Annotated in this window: 17 protein-coding genes; 10 read left to right on the top strand and 7 right to left on the bottom strand. The window is 53.2% G+C overall.

The annotated features are described in order from the left end of the window. The first annotated feature begins 46 nt into the window (after window positions 1–46). The 3 genes from ATY27_RS05275 (at window position 47) to ATY27_RS05265 (ending at window position 3,232) form a co-directional block, all read left to right on the top strand. Entirely contained in the window at window positions 47–1,738 is a 1,692-nt protein-coding gene (locus ATY27_RS05275; RefSeq protein WP_208930849.1) for a GMC family oxidoreductase, read from the top strand. Window position 1,739: 1 nt separating this feature from the next. Beyond that, on the top strand, window positions 1,740–2,348 hold the full coding sequence (locus tag ATY27_RS05270) for a gluconate 2-dehydrogenase subunit 3 family protein (protein ID WP_208930850.1): 609 nt from the start codon (window positions 1,740–1,742) through the stop codon (window positions 2,346–2,348). A 92-nt stretch (window positions 2,349–2,440) separates the two neighbouring features. Continuing rightward, a complete protein-coding gene (locus ATY27_RS05265) occupies window positions 2,441–3,232 on the top strand; it encodes a DUF1080 domain-containing protein (protein WP_208930851.1) in 792 nt (263 codons plus the stop codon). A gap of 85 nt (window positions 3,233–3,317) precedes the next feature. On the opposite strand, the gene ATY27_RS05260 is transcribed toward ATY27_RS05265, so the two are convergent. Both ATY27_RS05260 and yjjX read right to left on the bottom strand, forming a co-directional pair. Further along, window positions 3,318–3,722, bottom strand: a complete 405-nt coding sequence (locus ATY27_RS05260; RefSeq protein WP_208930852.1) for a VOC family protein — start codon at window positions 3,720–3,722, stop codon at window positions 3,318–3,320. A 154-nt stretch (window positions 3,723–3,876) separates the two neighbouring features. After that, window positions 3,877–4,407, bottom strand: coding sequence for an inosine/xanthosine triphosphatase (gene yjjX, locus ATY27_RS05255; RefSeq protein WP_208930853.1), 531 nt, complete (start codon window positions 4,405–4,407; stop codon window positions 3,877–3,879). 149 nt (window positions 4,408–4,556) lie between these two features. Here yjjX and ATY27_RS05250 point away from each other — a divergent pair, with 149 nt between their 5' ends. Both ATY27_RS05250 and ATY27_RS05245 read left to right on the top strand, forming a co-directional pair. Then, the gene (locus tag ATY27_RS05250; RefSeq protein WP_208930854.1) at window positions 4,557–5,231 is read left to right on the top strand and encodes a nitroreductase family protein; all 675 of its coding nucleotides are present in this window, start codon (window positions 4,557–4,559) and stop codon (window positions 5,229–5,231) included. A gap of 63 nt (window positions 5,232–5,294) precedes the next feature. Next, window positions 5,295–5,717: a DoxX family protein gene (locus ATY27_RS05245; RefSeq protein ID WP_208930855.1), complete on the top strand. Its 423-nt coding sequence runs from the start codon at window positions 5,295–5,297 to the stop codon at window positions 5,715–5,717. Here the strand turns inward: ATY27_RS05245 and arsJ are convergent. The 5 genes from arsJ to ATY27_RS05220 form a co-directional block, all read right to left on the bottom strand. Next, complete coding sequence (gene arsJ / locus ATY27_RS05240) at window positions 5,714–6,955, bottom strand: organoarsenical effux MFS transporter ArsJ (protein WP_208930856.1); 1,242 nt, start codon at window positions 6,953–6,955, stop codon at window positions 5,714–5,716. The two genes, ATY27_RS05245 and arsJ, sit on opposite strands and share 4 nt — an antisense overlap. 10 nt (window positions 6,956–6,965) lie before the next feature. Further along, a complete protein-coding gene (locus tag ATY27_RS05235; RefSeq protein ID WP_208930857.1) occupies window positions 6,966–7,967 on the bottom strand; it encodes an ArsJ-associated glyceraldehyde-3-phosphate dehydrogenase in 1,002 nt (333 codons plus the stop codon). Window positions 7,968–7,989: 22 nt separating this feature from the next. After that, window positions 7,990–8,487, bottom strand: coding sequence for a tyrosine-protein phosphatase (locus tag ATY27_RS05230; RefSeq protein ID WP_208930858.1), 498 nt, complete (start codon window positions 8,485–8,487; stop codon window positions 7,990–7,992). A 41-nt stretch (window positions 8,488–8,528) separates the two neighbouring features. Next, entirely contained in the window at window positions 8,529–8,876 is a 348-nt protein-coding gene (locus ATY27_RS05225) for a metalloregulator ArsR/SmtB family transcription factor (protein ID WP_208930859.1), read from the bottom strand. Window positions 8,877–9,054: 178 nt separating this feature from the next. Further along, window positions 9,055–9,765 (bottom strand): YebC/PmpR family DNA-binding transcriptional regulator, encoded by a 711-nt coding sequence (locus tag ATY27_RS05220; RefSeq protein ID WP_208930860.1) that lies wholly within the window; start codon window positions 9,763–9,765, stop codon window positions 9,055–9,057. A 124-nt stretch (window positions 9,766–9,889) separates the two neighbouring features. On the opposite strand from ATY27_RS05220, the gene ATY27_RS05215 reads away from it, so the two are divergent. From ATY27_RS05215 to ATY27_RS05195, 5 genes are all read left to right on the top strand, one after another. After that, window positions 9,890–10,327: a cytochrome b562 gene (locus tag ATY27_RS05215; RefSeq protein WP_208930861.1), complete on the top strand. Its 438-nt coding sequence runs from the start codon at window positions 9,890–9,892 to the stop codon at window positions 10,325–10,327. Window positions 10,328–10,487: 160 nt separating this feature from the next. Next, window positions 10,488–11,213, top strand: a complete 726-nt coding sequence (locus tag ATY27_RS05210; protein WP_208930862.1) for a thermostable hemolysin — start codon at window positions 10,488–10,490, stop codon at window positions 11,211–11,213. Between the two features lie 7 nt (window positions 11,214–11,220). After that, entirely contained in the window at window positions 11,221–12,708 is a 1,488-nt protein-coding gene (locus ATY27_RS05205) for an AMP-binding protein (RefSeq protein ID WP_208930863.1), read from the top strand. Window positions 12,709–12,757: 49 nt separating this feature from the next. Further along, window positions 12,758–13,462, top strand: a complete 705-nt coding sequence (locus ATY27_RS05200; protein WP_208930864.1) for an iron-containing redox enzyme family protein — start codon at window positions 12,758–12,760, stop codon at window positions 13,460–13,462. After that, window positions 13,462–14,259, top strand: coding sequence for an SDR family oxidoreductase (locus ATY27_RS05195; RefSeq protein ID WP_208930865.1), 798 nt, complete (start codon window positions 13,462–13,464; stop codon window positions 14,257–14,259). Before ATY27_RS05200 ends, ATY27_RS05195 begins: the two co-directional genes overlap by 1 nt. Window positions 14,260–14,267 lie beyond the last annotated feature (8 nt).

Raw genomic sequence — 14,267 nt, 5'->3', positions numbered from 1 at the left:
GCGCGCCAACAGCAATAACAGATAACAAAATCACAGGTAGCAAGAGATGACAACTGCGCAAAATCATTACGACGCCATCGTCGTTGGCTCCGGCATTAGTGGTGGCTGGGCTGCCAAAGAGCTGACCGAAAAAGGCTTAAAAGTGTTGCTGCTCGAACGCGGCCGTAACATTGAACATATCAAAGACTACACCAACGCGATGAAAGAGGCGTGGGATTACCCGCACCGCGACAGGCCCACCGAGCAAATGAAACAGGACTATCCGGTACTCAAACGCGATTATCCGCTGAATGAAAGTACCTTCGGCATGTGGGCCAATGAAAAAGACTCGCCATATACCGAGAAAAAACGTTTTGACTGGTATCGCGGTTATCACATGGGCGGCCGCTCGCTGTTGTGGGGCCGGCAAAGCTACCGGTTAAACGAAGCGGATTTTGAAGCCAACTTAAAAGAAGGCGTGGCGGTCGACTGGCCAATTCGTTATGCCGACTTAGCGCCCTGGTACGATTATGTCGAGCGTTTCGCCGGTATCTCCGGCAACCGCGATGGTCTGGACGTGTTGCCGGACGGGCAATATCTACCAGCGTTTGAGCTCAATATCGTCGAAAAAGACGTGGCCGCGCGGATCAAAAAAGCCTTTGGTGGCAGCCGTCACCTGATTTGTGGCCGCACCGCCAATATTACCCAGCCAAAGCCGGAGCAAAACCGCGTCAATTGCCAATACCGAGCTAAATGCTGGTTGGGTTGTCCATTTGGTGCTTATTTCAGCACGCAGTCGTCGACGCTGCCGGTCGCGATGAAAACCGGCAATTTGACCGTACGGCCGTTTTCGATTGTAACGCAGGTGCTGTACGACAAAGACAAAAAACGCGCGCGTGGCGTGGAAGTGCTCGACAGTGAAACCAATCAAACCGTTGAATTTACCAGCAAAATCATATTCTTAAATGCGTCGTCTTTTAACTCCACCTGGATTTTGATGAATTCAGCTACGGATGTGTGGGCAGGCGGTTTGGGCTCCAGCAGCAATGCACTCGGCCGCAATGTGATGGACCACCACTTAGGCGTTGGCGCTTACGGCGAAGTCGAAGGCTATCTCGACAAATACCATTTTGGCCGCCGGCCGACCGGTTTTTACGTGCCGCGGTTTCGCAACTGGGGCGGTGACAAACGCGATTATCTGCGTGGTTTTGGTTACCAGGGTTCGGCCAGTCGGGAAAACTGGCGGCGTGACGTCGCAGAGCTTGGTATTGGCATCGACTTAAAAGCGGTGTTAACCGAACCCGGGCATTGGGGCATTGGCATGGGCGGTTTTGGCGAAATGCTGCCGCACCATGACAACCGGATTTACCTGGATCCGAAAGTTAAAGATAAGTGGGGCTTGCCAGTGCTGGCGATGGATGTCGAGATGAAAGACAACGAACTGCGCATGCGAAAAGACATGATGCAGGATGCGGTCGAGTTCTTTGAGGCCGCCGGTGTAAAAAACGTGCAGGGCTATAACGGCGATTATGCGCCCGGTATGGGCATTCACGAAATGGGCACAGCCCGGATGGGGCGAGATCCGAAAACGTCGGTATTAAATGCCAATAATCAGGTGTGGGATGCACCGAACGTGTTCGTCACCGATGGCGCTTGTATGACGTCGGCGTCTTGTGTCAATCCGTCGCTGACCTATATGGCACTGACCGCGCGCGCCGCCAATTTCGCGGTCGAAGCACTGAAAAAAGGGGAGCTCTGAGATGGAAAGACGTGACCTGTTAAAAATGATCGCGGCCGCCACTGGTCTGGCTTTTGTTGGCGGAGAAGCCTGGGCCGCTGGCCCGGTTGCAAAAACTGCGGCAGCGGCAAAACCTTTATTTGGCGCCGGCGACATTATGCTGTTGGATGAAATTGCCGAAACCATTTTGCCACGCACCAACACGCCCGGCGCGAAAGATGCCGGTTGTGGTGCCCAGATGGCGGTGATGGTGCAGGACTGTTATGACGCGAAGCAACAGGCGCTGTTTGTCGCAGGCCTCGCTGCATTGCAGGCAACTTGTAAACAACAATATCAGCGTGATTTTTTGCAGCTAACCGCGGCTGAACGCACGGCGTTACTGACACAGCTTGATAAAGACGCCAGCGCCCGTAATGCCGCAATCGCCAGCAATGACAGCACCAATGTGTCGAATCGCAAAGGCGATGCCTCACTGGAGCCGCATTATTTTACGCTGCTGAAACAGCTAAGTATTTTTGTATTTTTTACCTCCAAAGTGGGCGCCACTGAAGTGCTGCGTTATGTCGCGGTACCAGGACGTTATGACGGGGCTATGCCGTATAAAAAAGGCGATAAAGCCTGGGCGACCTGATGGCAGGCCTTGGTTTTTATAGCCTGGGTTTTTAGGCAACAGAAGGCGCTGTTTTTTCACAGCGCCCCCAACCACTTTGTGAGAGTTTTTTTATGCAGCAATTATCAGTTTTATTTAGCGCCGCGCTGGTTTTTAGTGTTGTGGCGCCAGCCTCGCAGGCAGCGACTGACACTTTCCCAACTACCGCCGAGCTTGCCAAAATGACAGACGCCGAGCGCCATGCGCAGGCCGCCCGGACTGAAGTCTGGACACCGGTACCAAAGGTGGTCAGCTTCGGTCAAAACAACCTGCCGTCGGATGCCATACCGTTGCTCGGTAAAGATTTATCGGCCTGGCGCTCTGTCAAAGATGGTGGCGCGGCGCTCTGGCAACTGAAAGATGGTGTGATGACCGTACAGCCGGGCAGTGGTGATATCCGCACTGTAGAGAATTTCTGTGATATCCAGCTGCATCTGGAATGGCAATCACCGCCGGCAGATCCGGCGAAAACAGGTCAGATGCGCAATAACAGCGGGATTTTCTTGCAGGATAAATATGAAGTGCAGATCCTGGATTCATACCAGAACAGTACTTATCCAAATGGTCAGGCTGGTGCTGTCTACAAGCAGACTATTCCGCTGGTCAACGCAACAAAACCGACCGGGCAGTGGCAGGTCTACGACATCATCTATAAAGCGCCACGTTTTGATGGCAATAAACGGCTGAGTCCGGGTTATGTCACAGTGCTGCATAATGGGGTGTTATTGCAAAACCATACTGAAATTGCCGGCACCACTGAATGGATCGGCCCGCCGCAGCAACCTGCGCATGGCTGTGCCCCGCTGAAACTGCAGGACCATGGCGATAAAGTCAGTTTCCGCAATATCTGGGTACGCAAGCTGTGATCCATTAAGCGTTGAGCCAGCCGAGCGGGGGCCTGTTGCGCCCCCGTTTTTATTGGACTGTTTATTGAGCCCTCTATTGAACCCTTTATTGAGCCAAGGCCGCCGGATCCATCCAGAATACTTCCCAGATATGACCATCTAAATCCAGCATGCTGCGGCTAAACATAAAACCGTGATCTTGTGGTGGATTTACATCGACTTTGCCGCCCTGTGCGCCCGCGGTGGCAACAAATTGATTGACCGCGTCAATGCTGTCGGCATTCAGCGCCAGCATCACTTCGCTGCTGCTCTGTGCGGGGATCGGCCTGGTTGTGAAGGTCTGCCATTTAGCGTGAGTCAATAACATCACAAAGATACTGTCGCTCCACACCATGCAGGCCGCAGTAGCATCACTGAACTGCATATTCTGATTAAACCCAAGCGCTTGGTAAAAGCTGATGCTGGCGGTTAAATCCAGCACTGGTAAATTGATAAAAATCATCCGCGACATAAAACACTCCTGTTTGTGATTGCCCGTCAATAAAATTCAAATTCGCTGCACAGCGCTTATCAACAGCTTGTGCCAACAGTAGTCGATGAGCAGCGCTGATTTTCGACAAGCCGATGTTTAATATTGCAGATGTTTAATAAATAGTGCGATGTACTTAAAACCAGTCCGGTGATAAAAACGGGATTAATGCCAAAATCAAGGCCTGCTGATACACGCTGCTGCGACTGAGTTTATGCTGGGTCAGCAGGCCAATCGCGCCGCCGGCCTGTTTGATATTTTGCGTACCGAACAGGTCATCCATCACATCACCGAGCTCGTCACCTTGCTCCAGTCGTTGCACGGCAACGGCCGGCAATTGCAGCGACGCGGAGCGGGCGCGGCCGTCGCGTTTGCCATCAGTGATGCGCATCCAGGCGAACGTCATGCCATCGTCTAATCCAGCTTCAATGGCCACATAGAAATCCGCTGGCTGCAGTTGCAGTTGCAGTTGCAGCTGTAAATTATGCAGGCGGTTGTCGGCGCCGAGCAGGGTTTCGGCGGAGCTCATTGGCTGTGCGGCGACTCCCGATTCGGTTTTATAGCCGCCGACGTGGCACTGCACGTCTGGAAATGCCAAAGCAAAGGCCTCGCGGACGGCGTTGATTTTGGCGGGATTGGTCGATGCAACTGCGATCTGCCATGACATACTGAGGTTCCTTCACACAAAAAACCAGAGTATACCGGCCAGTCATTGGGCTTGCATCTGTCCAGATATGGTTGGTCGGATTTCTGTTTCAGGCTACTTTGTGTTTACATAGATTTTACCCTGAACCCGCCACTTGCCGGAGCATGCTGATGGAAACTCAATACCCGCTGACCGATTTTGTTGAATATAGTCCTGCTGAGCTGCAACAACGCGCGGCCGATCATCTGGCGCTGATGCAGCGTCGCCATACTATCCGCAATTTTTCTGACAAACCGGTGCCACGGCAGGTGATTGAACAGCTGATCCAGGTGGCGGCCGGCGCGCCGAGTGGCGCCAATCATCAGCCCTGGCATTTTGTCGCGATCAGCGATCCGGCGGTAAAACAACAAATTCGCCATGAAGCAGAGTTACAGGAAGCCGGTTTTTACAATGGCCGCGCCGGCGATGAATGGCTCAATGCATTAAAACCACTTGGCACTGACGCGCATAAGCCGTACCTTGAAACAGCGCCGTGGCTCATTGTGATTTTTTCGCAAAAACGCGGTGGCATCGACAATAACGACAGCGACACCAATTACTATGTCCATGAATCTGTGGGCATCGCCACCGGCTTTTTGATCCAGGCGGCGCATCAGGTTGGTTTAGTGTCGTTAACGCATACACCAAAACCAATGAGTTTTTTAAGCAAAATCTGTGGCCGCGACAACGATAACGACCGGCCATATATGTTGCTGGTATTGGGATATCCGGCAGCAGACGCCACGGTACCGGCGCACGCGTTAAAGAAAAAGCCGTTTGACCAAATCTGTACTGTGGTTGAATAAAGTCGCGGTCAGCCACACCAGCCATAACTTAACCGCCAAAAAAGCCGCCTGCGGCAGGAGAACATGATGCGCACTGATGGACTAAACCGACTGGATCAGCACTTATGGTTATTATTGCGGCTGACGCTGGCTGGATTGTTGGCCGCGCATGGCTGGGCCAGGTTGCTCGGTGGCGGCGTGGTGCCTTTTGGTGAATGGTTGCAAACGCAGGGCCTGCCGGCCGGGTTTTATCTGGCCGCCGCAGTCACTGCTTATGAGATTATTGCCACGGTACTGTATGCGTTGGGGAAATGGGTTTGGCCTTTAACCCTTGGTTTTGTTGGCATCTACAGTACTGGTCTGTTAATGGTGCATGCGCCATTTGGCTGGTTTGTCGTTGGTGCCGGCCGCAACGGTATGGAATACAGCGTGCTATTGATTGTGACTTTGTGTTGTGTCGGTTATCGGGCATATGTTGCCGGCAAACAACGTGACGGCCAGTTCTAATGGTTGTTGCTGCGGGCCAGCGAAACACTGATCAGCAGCGTCAGTACTAAAAAGCCGCTGGACACCCACAAACAGGCGGGGAGTCCGGCAGCCTGATAGACAGCACCGGACAACAGCGTGCCAACTAAGCGGCCCATCGCGTTGGCCATATAATAAAATCCTACATCCAAAGACACACCATCCCGGCCTGCCAGCCGCACAATCAGGTAACTGTGCAGTGCTGAATTAACCGCAAACACCGCGCCAAACAACATCAGCCCGCCAATCAATATCCATAGCGGCTCGCTGCTGTAAACCATGCCAATACTGATGAATAACGGGATGCCGCATAAGATGGCCGCCCAGCGTACTGCGGCGTTGATGCTTGCGGACTGATCCTGCGGATCTGCAGTTGCGCGGCCTGTCAGCGCTGGTGCCAGCGCTTGCACCATGCCGTAGCCAATCACCCAAAAGGCCAGAAAGCTGCCAATCGCCGTTTGCGACCAGCCAGCAGTCGTTGCCAGATACAACGGCAGCGCAATGACAAACCAGACATCGCGGGCGCCGAATAAAAACAGTCGTGCCGCCGCGAGCTTATTTATCGCCTGGCTTTTGGAAAATATTTCTTTGAATTTGGGTTTGAATTTACTTTTGCCTAAATCGCGTTGCAGCAAAAACAAGCTCAGGCCCCAGATCAACGCCAGCGCCGCCGCCATCGCTGCAATCGCACCCTGAAACCCAAACAGGGTTAACAACAGGCCACCGAGGAAAAAACCAACGCCTTTGAGCGCATTTTTTGAGCCGGTCAACAATGCAACCCATCGATATAACGCACCTTGCGCATCCTCTGGCAGCAGAAGTTTCAGCGAACTTTTGGCGCTCATTTTATTCAGATCTTTGGCGATACCAGACAATGCCTGCGCCGCCATCACCCAAATAACGGTCAGCAGCGGTGCCGGCACCAGCAACATCAAAAGCGCCACGACCTGCAACAATAACCCGATATTCATCGTTTTATTGAGGCCAACACGCGCACCCAACCAGCCGCCGACCAGATTGGTGATAACACCAAACAACTCGTAAAACAGAAACAACGAAGCGATGGCCAGTGGTGTAAACCCAAGCTGATAAAAATGCAGCACAATCAACATGCGCAGTGCACCGTCAGTCAGCGTAAAAGCCCAATAATTGGCGGTGACCACGCCGTATTGACGTAGTGCCGCGTTTGCGGTTGTGCTGGTTGGGGTTGTCAAAGGCATGTCTTTCCGTTTAAGCCTGACCGACCAGCCTGGCCAGTTCAACGGTGCGGTTGGCATAACCCCATTCATTGTCGTACCAGGCATAAATCTTCAGCTGAGTGCCGTTGACGACCATCGTCGACAGCGCATCAATAATGCAGGAGCGTGGGTCAGTTTTATAATCGACCGACACCAGCGGCCGCTCCTCGTAACCCAAAATGCCTTGCAGTTCGCCTTCGGCCGCGGCTTTGAGCAGACCATTCACTTCTTCAGCACTGGTGGCACGTTCCAATTCAAAGACACAATCGGTGAGGGATGCATTAGCCAGTGGCACCCGCACGGCGTGGCCATTCAGCCGGCCTTTCAGTTCCGGAAAGATCTCAGTAATCGCGGTGGCAGAGCCGGTAGTGGTTGGGATCAGGCTGCTGCCACAGGCGCGGGCGCGGCGTAAGTCTTTGTGTGGCGTGTCCAGAATTGACTGGGTATTGGTTAAATCATGGATAGTCGTGATAGAACCATGTTTGATGCCTAAGTGCTGGTGGATCACTTTGACCACAGGCGCCAGACAGTTGGTGGTGCAACTGGCCGCAGTGACGATGCGGTGGACGGCCGGGTCAAACAGCTGATGATTGACGCCCATGACTACATTCAGCACGCCGGATTCTTTCACTGGCGCACTGACCACCACGCGCTTGACGCCCTGGTCCAGATAAGCCTGCAGCAACGCCGTGGTTTTCATCTTGCCGGAGGCTTCAATCACCAGATCACATCCGGACCAGTCGGTGTCGGCGATGGATTTATTGGCGCTGACCTGAATGGTTTTGCCATTGATCCGGATGCTTTCACCTTCGGCGCTGGCTAAATGGGACCAACGACCATGCACCGAGTCAAAATTCAGCAAATGGGCGAAAGTGGCGGCGTCGGCCGCCGGATCGTTGATCTGCACAAATTCCAGTTCCGGCCAGTCAAATGCGGCCCGCAGCGCCAGCCGGCCGATCCGGCCGAAGCCGTTAATTCCTACTTTAATTGTCATCGTTGTTGCTCCAGAAACAGCCTCAGAGTGCGTTGAAATAAGCCAGATGTGGTGCCAGCGTTAATGCATAGGGCCGCAGCGCCTGCACCCGTTGTTTGGCTTCGATTTTATCCAGCCCGAGTTCTAACAGAATTTGTGCAGCCATCAGACCGGTGCGGCCCGAGCCGCCTTTACAATGGATGGCAACTTTTTCGCCCTGACGCAATAACTCGTGCACAAAGGCGCTGGCCTGTTGCCAGCCTTGTGTAAAAGCCAGTCCCGGCGCCTGATCGTCTTCAATCGGGCAATGAAACCAGGCGAGGTCCAAAGCGCGGCATTGCGCCGGCAAGTCGGCAACCTGCAGCTGCTGCAGCTCGTGGTCCGGTGTCAGTGTTATCACCGCTTTGGCACCGGCGGCTTTGAGCTCAGCCAGTGCCATCGCCAGTGCGACGCCTTTGGTGCCGGGGCAGGGGGTAAACAGCAAGGCTGCGGTCGCGCTGGTGCCGGGATTAATCAGCAGTTCGTCAAAAGGGTGGTGCATGATAATTCTCCTGCAGGGGGGGCGGGGTTAAAGCGCCAGATTCAGGTACAGCAGCTGCTGACGCGTTCTGGCCGGTCGCCCATGGCATTTAAGTTACCAAGCAGCGGTTGTAGTAAAACCTGATGCCCAGCACGGGTCTGTTCGATGGCTGTCAGTGCCCAGCCTGGCAACGCCGGATTGAGCCGGTAAAACACCCACTGGCCCTGACGGCGGTCCAGTAACAGTTGTGATTTTCGTAACATCGCCAGATGGCGGGAGATTTTCGGCTGCGATAGATTTAACGCAGTGGTCAGTTCGCAAACGCAAAGTTCGCCTTCTTGGGCAATCAGCAGAATCGTATGCAGGCGGGTTTCGTCAGCAAGTAATTTAAAAAATTCAACAGGTTGCATAGATAGCCTCAGCAACTGATCCGCAAACAGTTTATATCTGGATATTCATATATGTGTTTTATCATATGTTTTACCGGCGATATGTCAATACTTTCATAAATCGCTGGCGCTATCTGTGCGACAGCGCAAAAAAAAAACCGGCTTACGCCGGCTTTCTGTTTCAAGGACCCAGACTGAATTATTCAGCCAGACCGACGTAGACGTGTTGCACGTCATCGTCATCTTCAATCGCTTCAAGGAAGTGTTCGACTTCAGCCAAGGCTTCCGCCGACAGTGTCGCCATGCTAACCGGGTTATTCGGTTTATAAATCAGTTTGGCGGCAGAGACAGTAAACCCAAATTCTGGCAGCGCTTTGGCAACTAAATCCAGATCAGTTGGCTCGGTGTAAAACACTGCATCGCCTTCTTCACCGGCCTCAAAATCTTGGGCACCGGCTTCAATCGCGGCCATTTCGATATCGGCGTCTGCATTGGCAGGAGAAGCGTCAATCTGACCTAAGCGTTTGAAATCCCAGGATACTGAGCCAGAAGAGCCTAACTGACCTTTGCGGAATAACACACGGATACTTTGTGCTGAGCGGTTTTTGTTGTCAGTCAGACATTCGACAATCACCGGCACCTGATGCGGTGCGAAACCTTCATAGACGATATGTTCGTAGTTCACCGGGCCGTCGAGCAAACCGGCGCCTTTTTTGATGGCACGTTCCAGTGTTTCTTTTGGCATCGATGCTTTGCGTGAGGCTTCAATCGCCATGCGCAGTTTGGAATTCATTGCCGGATCAGCGCCGTTGCGCGCTGCAACCATGACTTCTTTTGCCAGTTTGGTAAAAAGTTTGCCTTTTGCCGCGGAGGCATCAGCTTTGTGTTTGGATTTCCATTGCGCGCCCATGGCTGCTCTCTCACTTATTTTAACTTCGGAAAAAACCGCCGTAGTCTAGCCAATCCAACAGTCTGAGGCAACATCGCTGACCAGCTGTGGTAGACTGCAGCAGTCATTTTCTGGAGTACTCATAATGAAACGGCTGTCGTTATTTGCATTGATATTGGTGTTGTCAGGGGGCTTGTTGTTACAGCCTGGGTATGTAGTCGCCGAAGAACCGGTTGCGGCCGCGGTGGCAGCGACCACTGATGTCGAAGCGACAATGAAAAAAATTGGTTTTAATTTTAAGCAGGCGATGCAGGCAACGGAAGTCTCGGTGATGCAGGAAAAAGTACTGGCGATGAGCGAATTGGTTGCGTCAGTGCAGGCTTACCAGTTTACTCCTGAGAAGCAGGCGGTCTTTCAGCAGGGGCTCGACAAAGTGGCCGCACAGCTGACGCTGGTGCAGAGCGCGTTAGCCAAACAAGATCTGGCAACGGCCAAACAACTGCTGGGTGAAGTCGATAGTCTGAAAAAGCAGTATCACAAAGAAAGATCCCCGTCGTTCTGGCAGTTAATTTTTGGTGGTTAATCTTCAGCAATGCTGAATTAGACATAAAAATATTTTCATACATTTCAATAAATTAATTTAATTCAGCTATAAAAGCAGCAACCTTAATTTGCCTTAAGGTTGCTTTAAGTTTCCCCCGCCAGAATCAGCAACATCAGAGAAAACCTGTGGAGAGGTTGAAATGACTGCTGCTGTAACTCTATCCCCGGTTGAATACCTGCCGCCACTGGCTTACAAAGATTGCCAGTCTGGCGTTGCGACTGACCCACAATCTGCACAACTGCAGTGGTGTGACCGCAATCACACCGATCGCCACAGTCTGGAACAATTTATCGCCGGTGGCTTTGCTGCCGCTTATGACGCTCATATCAGTCAATTTATGCCGCATTTACTGGCCGTCACGCTGCATGGTCAGTGGCAGGCGGTGCTGGGTATTCGCAGCGGTCTGGCGCCACGCCTGTTTGTGGAACAGTATCTCGATGCGGATATCTGTACTGTGCTGGCCGGCGCCGGCATTCAGACCCAGCGTGCACAGGTTGCCGAGATTGGCAATCTGTACGCCAGCGGCCGTCAGCAAACCTTATTACTGTTTATCGCAATGGCAGTCGCACTGTATCAACAGGGGTACCGTCATCTGGTGTGCTGCGCCACACCAACGGTGATGTCGATGTTAAGTCGTCATGGCCTGCTGTTAAATGTGTTGGCGGAAGGTGACCCAAGCCGGTTAGGCGATGCCGCGGCCGATTGGGGCAGTTATTACCAGCGTCATCCGCAGGTTTGCCAGCTGGATTTAACTGCAGCTTATCAACTGATTATGGCTAAGCCGCAGTTACAGCAAATGCTGAGTGGTTTTCTGCCACTGCTGCAAAGCGCAGGCGCCAGCCTGTCTGAACAAGCCGGTCATTAGGAGCAGTATGATGAAGTTGAATATTCCTGCCGGCGCCCGCCTCACTGATTTAGTCAGTGGGCAATCCCTGGATCAAACCGCCATCGCCAGTGCAGTGCTGGAGTGGCAGCAATTGTTGCAGGACCTGTCGGCCCGGCGTTTAGTGTTGTGGGCTGATACCAGTCTGGACTGGGTGTTGTTAGATATCGCCTGTCTGCACAGTCAACAGTTATTCGTGCCAATGCCGCTGTTTGCCAGCCAGGGCCAGTTGGCTCACGTGTTAGCCAGTGTCGGCCCGGAATTTTTATTTAGTGACCGCGAATTGCCAACTGAAACTACACGCCAGCTTGGCCTGACTTTACGCGGTCGTTGCCGGAGCTTTTATCTGTACCAGACGTCGGCTGAGCTACAGCAAAAAGCCTTACCGGTGCCGGCTGGCACGCAAAAAATCACTTTTACTTCTGGTTCAACCGGTCAGCCCAAAGGCGTTTGTCTGTCGGCGCAAACTCAACTGACGACCGCGCAAAGCCTGGTTGAACGGATTGCGCCCAAGCTGCAAAACGTGACCCGGCCCCGGCATTTATGTCTGCTGCCGCTGTCGCTGCTGCTGGAAAATATCGCCGGCGTTTATGCGCCGTTATTAGCCGGTGGTGAAGTGCTGCTGATGCCAGATGCCGGCCGTGGTTTTGCCGGCAGTAGTCTGGCCAATCCGCAACAATTACTGGGCCTGATTAGTCAGACCCAACCCCATAGCCTGCTCTTAGTGCCGGAATTGCTGCAACTGCTGGTACAGGCGGCGTTAAAAGGCTGGCCAGTGCCTGCCAGCCTGCAGTTTATCGCGGTCGGTGGCGCCAAAGTGGCGGTCGATACCTTACGCCAGGCTGCAGCGCTGAAACTGCCAGTGTTTCAGGGTTATGGTTTAAGTGAATGTGGCTCGGTCGTCGCACTTTGCGGTGTCGACGCTGCGCACGCCAGCGATGCAGCATTACAAAGTGCCGGCAAACCACTGGCACATCTGGAAGTGCGCATTGAGCAAGGTGAAATTCAGGTCAAAACGCCATTTCTTGGTTACATGGGACAAAGCGAGGCGCAAGCCGACGCATGGGTCGCCACCGGCGATTTAGGCCAATGGAGTGCGGACGGTGATTTACAAATCCTGGGCCGGCGTAACAACTTATTGATTTCAAGCTTTGGCCGCAATATTTCGCCGGAATGGGTCGAAAGTGAACTGACCAAAACCGGTTTGATCCAGCAGGCTGTGCTGTGTGGCGATGCGAAACCTTATTGTGTTGCACTGCTGTATGCCGCGCCAACGGTCAGCGACCAGCAGCTGGCGGATTATCTCGACTGGCTGAATCAACAGCTGCCGGATTATGCCCGCGTCGCACGTTTTCACCGGCTGAACACGCCGTTGTCACAAGCGGAAGGCACCTTAACAACCAATGGCCGGCCACGCCGGGCCAGCATTATGCAGACCTATCAACAACAGATCGCCGCGTTATATCCGGCGGACTGAACTACTGAGCCTGATTTTTCGCGGACGACCGCTGTTTCCGGAGTGACTTATGAGCTTTTACCAGACTTTATTGCAAGCAACTGAACAAGACCGTTTATACCTGTTGGGCGCACCTATTATTGCCCGTTGCTTCCATGGCGATATCAGCCGCGATGACTATGTCGCTTTCCTGACGCAGGCCTATCACCATGTTAAACACACAGTGCCATTGCTGATGAGCGTTGGTGCCTTGTTACCGGAATCAAAAGAATGGCTGCGTGAAGCCGTGGCGGAATATATCGAAGAGGAACTGGGGCACCAGGAATGGATCCTGAACGACATCAAGCGCAGTGGCTATGACAAAGAAGTGGCGCGACACAGCACGCCGTCTTTTGCCACTGAAATGATGGTGTCTTACGCCTATGACATGGTGCGCCGTATTAACCCGGTTGGTTTTTTTGGCATGGTGCTGGTGCTGGAAGGCACGTCCACCGCTCTGGCGGAAAACGCCGCTGAAACCATCGCGACCAAACTGCAGTTGCCAAAGTCAGCGTTCAGCTACCTGACATCACACGGTGCGCTGGATCAGGACCACATCAAATTCTATGAAAACCTGATGAATAAAATCGACGACCCGGCTGACCAAGCGCTGATTGTGCACGCAGCCAAACGTTTTTACCGCTTATATGGCGATATTTTCCGTACCCTGACGCCGGAGCATGGCATCACCAAGCTGGCTGCCACAGCAGATGCCGCGGCAGAGGAGGCGGTCTGATGGAACTTCGTGGCAAAACGGTATTACTGACCGGTGCCAGCGGTGGTATTGGTCAGGCGATCGCGCTGCAGCTGGCAGCTGCCGGCGCCCGTCTGGTGCTGGTCGCGCGCAACGCAGCGCGTTTAGCCACGTTACAGGCTGAGCTTATCGCCAAACATCCGGCCGATCACCAGATCTTTAGTGCGGATTTAACCAAGGAACAGGAACGGCAGGATTTACTGGCGTTTGTGCGGGGTCTGCAAGGCATTGATCTGCTGATTAACAACGCTGGCATCAGCCAGTTTGGTCTGGTGGCGCAGCAGGATTATGCCACGCAGCTCAGCACCAATCTGCTGATGCCAATGTTACTGACGCAAACTTTATTACCCGAATTGCAGCGCAAAGCGGCGGCGATGATTGTCAACGTCGGTTCCGCATTTGGCAGTATCGGTTATCCCGGTTTTACTGGCTATAGCGCCAGTAAATTTGGCCTGCGCGGTTTTACCGAAGCGCTGAAACGTGAGCTGTCGGACAGTGCGGTGCAAGTGCTGTATTTCGCGCCACGTGCCACAGATACCGCCATTAACAGTGATGCGGTGGTCGCGATGAATCGTGAACTGGGTAATCAGAGTGATAGCCCGGCTTTAGTTGCCGCGGCTTTGGTACAACAAATTCAACAGGATCAGGCGCGGCGTTTTATTGGCTGGCCGGAGCAATTATTCGTGCGGGTCAATGCAGTCCTGCCCGGTATCGTCGACAAAGCACTGGCCGCCAAGCTGGCCGTGATCCGTCGTTACGCACAACTTTCCCAACCTTAAGGCTTATC

Source organism: Rheinheimera sp. F8 (assembly GCF_001518915.1).
The sequence above is the reverse complement of the archived record's forward strand: the minus strand, read 5'-3'. Positions and strand labels throughout refer to the sequence as shown.